Below are 2,256 nucleotides of genomic sequence, written 5' to 3' on the forward strand. Positions count from 1 at the left end.
GCGACACATCTGGTGTGTCCATCCTCGCAGTATCCGGTTCTCAAGGTGCACGCCTGCGCGTCTCATCCGGTCCGACCGGGCCGCGCGGCAAGGAGATATATTGCCAGACCGGAGGGGCCCGCGGGGCGGGAATCTGGTTGCACACAACTCCTACACAGTTTGGGATTCTCAGATGTATTTAGCAGTAATAGAGAGGGGACCTCGTTTCCGAGATCCCCTTTTTCGTCTATCTATAGAAATAGGCTTTCAAAGCCTTAGGCCAACAGCTTGCGACCTGACTCCTCAATCGCGTCAAGTGCTGCATCAGCCTCGGCGGCATCCGCGCCCTTAGCGAAGATGTACAGCTTGATCTTGGGCTCGGTGCCGGAAGGACGGACAATACCCTTGTTGCCACCCTCAAGATCGAACTCAATGACATTAGCCTTCGGCAGGCCGTTCACGCAGGTGTTGTAATCCACAACGGCCTCGATCTTGGAGCCTGCGAGCTCCGCGGGCGGGTTCTCGCGCAGACCAGCCATGATGCCGGCCATCTTTGCCGCACCCTCAGCGCCCGGATAGCTCAGCGAAATCGTCTTGTTGTGATAGTAGCCATACTTCTCGTACAGCTCGTGCATCGCATCGGCAAGGTTCTTGCCCTGGAGCTTGTAATACTGCGCCATCTGGCAAATCAGAAGCGAAGTGCTCACGGCGTCCTTGTCGCGCACGTGGTCGCCGGCCAGATAACCGTAGCTCTCCTCGAAACCGAAGATAAAGCGATCGACTTCACCAGCATCGGAAAGCGAGGTAATGATGTCACCGATGTACTTGAAGCCCGTCAGGCAGCGACGGAGCTCAAAGCCATACTCCTCGGCCAGAGCATCGACCATGGCGGAAGAAACAATAGTAGTAACCGCGACCTTCTTGGTGAGATCCTCGCCGCGGGCGGCACGGGTCTTGCAGATATAGTCGAGCAGCAGAACGCCCATCTCATTGCCGGTCAGCAGCAGATAGTCATCACCATTCTTAACAGCAACGCCAACACGGTCGGCGTCAGGATCGGTTGCAAGCAGCAAATCGGGGTGAACCTGCTCGCACAGGTCGATTCCCTTCTGCATGGCCTGACGGATCTCGGGGTTAGGATACGGGCAGGTCGGGAAATCGCCGTTCGGGTCCTTCTGCTCGGGAACAACCGTGACATCGGTGATGCCGGCGCGCTCGAGCACCGTCGTGACGGGAATGAGGCCAGTGCCGTTGAGCGGAGTGTAGACGAGCTTAAGCGGAGCGCCAGCGATCTCCTCGGCAGAAAGGTTGGTCACGCCGCGCGCGAGAACGGCGTCGTAATAACGCTCGAGGCACGAGTCATCGATCCATTTGACCAGACCCTGCTCAAGAGCCTCATCGAAGTCCATGGACTTCACGCCAGTGAACGTATCAGTCTCGGCGATAGCCTTAGAAATTGCATCGGCGGCCTCGCTAGTGATCTGGCAGCCGTCGGGGCCATAGGCCTTATAGCCGTTATACGGCGCCGGGTTATGGCTCGCGGTCATGCAAATGCCACCGGAGCACTTAAGGTCGCGGACGGCCCAGGAAAGCGTCGGCACGGGAGAAATCTTAGGGTATACGAGAGCAGTCACGCCGTTTGCTGCAAGAATGGCAGCCGTCGTCTTAACGAACAGTTCGCCCTTATTGCGGCTATCGCGAGCAATGGCAACCGTCGGATGCTCAAAAGTCGCATTGAGATAGTCGGCGAAGCCCTGCGTTGCACGGCCGACCGTATAGATATTCATACGGTTGGTGCCAGCACCGATCGTGCCACGCAGGCCGGCGGTGCCGAAGGCAAGATCCTGGAAGAAGGCATCGGTGATGGCATCCTCGTCACCCTGCTCCTTCATCGTGTTGAGCTCGGTCAGCAGCTCATCATCCTTGACATTGGCAATCCAAGTATCAAGCAGCTCGTGAACATCTGCCATGTGCGTCCTTCCTTCATAATCAATAAAACGGCCCGCCTAAAACAGGTCAAGCGCAGTATCACGCTTAAGTAGATAGTAATCCATTGAGTGCGTGAGACTGTCAGGAGAACGGTGAACGTCTGAATAAGACGGCAGATGATATCGTTGTAAAAATTGAAATTTAGTTAAATTGCCTGAGAAACGAAAAAGGGGGAGGCGCGAGGCCTCCCCCTTCTCAGTCCAAGCGTACGGCTCGGTGCCGTCCACCGGTCAGCGGCGCCCTGGCCTCCCACGGGCTGGCCCCGCAGTACTCTCGGCGCGATGGGGC

The 2,256-nt window shown here is 57.1% G+C and carries 1 protein-coding gene; it reads right to left on the minus strand.

Annotated features, from left to right (window positions below; genetic code table 11):
• Positions 1-254: 254 nt before the first annotated feature.
• Positions 255-1,949, minus strand: a complete 1,695-nt coding sequence (locus ACTQXO_RS08660; protein ID WP_154518687.1) for a phospho-sugar mutase — start codon at positions 1,947-1,949, stop codon at positions 255-257.
• Positions 1,950-2,256: the final 307 nt, after the last annotated feature.

The organism is Collinsella sp. LCP19S3_D5, from assembly GCF_052121415.1.
Lineage (GTDB): Bacteria > Actinomycetota > Coriobacteriia > Coriobacteriales > Coriobacteriaceae > Collinsella.